Below are 1,030 nucleotides of genomic sequence, written 5' to 3'. Positions count from 1 at the left end.
TTGAATGATTTCTTCGCGCTTAGATTCTGGCAAAGTTTTAATCTTGTCATACAAGCTGCTCATACCATTGTTTGGATTAACGCCTAACTCTTCAAACAACTTGCCGTGCTTTGCAAATGCATCTTTGTAGAAAATCTTTACAGCATGGCCAAACACGATTGGGTGCGATACCTTCATCATGGTTGCCTTCACGTGCAAGGACAACATCATGCCAGTCTTGTAAGCATCTTCGATTTCTTTTTCGTAGAACTCCCAGAGCGCTTGCTTACTCATATACATGCTGTCAATAATTTCACCAGCAAGTAAAGAGACTTTTGGCTTGAGAACGATGGTCTTGCCACTATTTGTGACCAAATCCATCTTCACATCACATGCCTTAGTCATAGTCATTGACTTCTCACCTGCGTAGAAATCACCACCATGCATGTGAGATACGTGCGTACGGGAAGCCTGGCTCCACTCACCCATAGAGTGTGGGTTCTTGCGGGCATAACGTTTGACCGCATTTGGTGCGCGGCGATCAGAGTTACCTTCACGCAATACTGGGTTTACTGCACTACCCAAACACTTAGAGTAACGAGTACGAATTGCTTTTTCAGCGTCATCCTTAGGATCTTCTGGGAAATCGGGGATCTTGTAACCCTTAGATTGCAATTCTTTAATGGCGGCGAGCAACTGAGGCACTGAAGCACTGATATTCGGCAGCTTGATGATGTTGGTATCGGGCAATAAAGTCATACGACCCAGCTCAGCTAAGTTATCAGGCACTTTCTGCTCAGCAGTTAAGCAGTCAGAGAACTCTGCCAAGATACGTGCCGCAACAGAAATGTCGCTTTCTACAACCTGCAGCCCAGCTGGCGCTGTAAAAGTACGAATGATTGGTAAAAATGCACAGGTCGCCAATAATGGCGCTTCGTCTGTCAGCGTGTAAATGATCTTTGATTTCTCTGAAGCCATTGATGTTTCCTCGATATGGATAAATATTAGGGCTCGGCCTTATACCGAACCACTCTCGCGTTCCATGCGCAAC

At 45.4% G+C, this 1,030-nt stretch carries 1 protein-coding gene; it reads right to left on the bottom strand.

The genetic code is table 11. From position 1 onward, the window contains the following. Nucleotides 1-957 (bottom strand): NADP-dependent isocitrate dehydrogenase (locus B7X71_RS17710; RefSeq protein ID WP_293601708.1); only part of this gene is annotated, 957 nt, incomplete at its 3' end. Between the last annotated feature and the right edge of the window lie 73 nt (nucleotides 958-1,030).

Source organism: Polynucleobacter sp. 39-46-10 (assembly GCF_002282275.1).
This window is presented reverse-complemented; position numbering and strand designations above follow the sequence as displayed.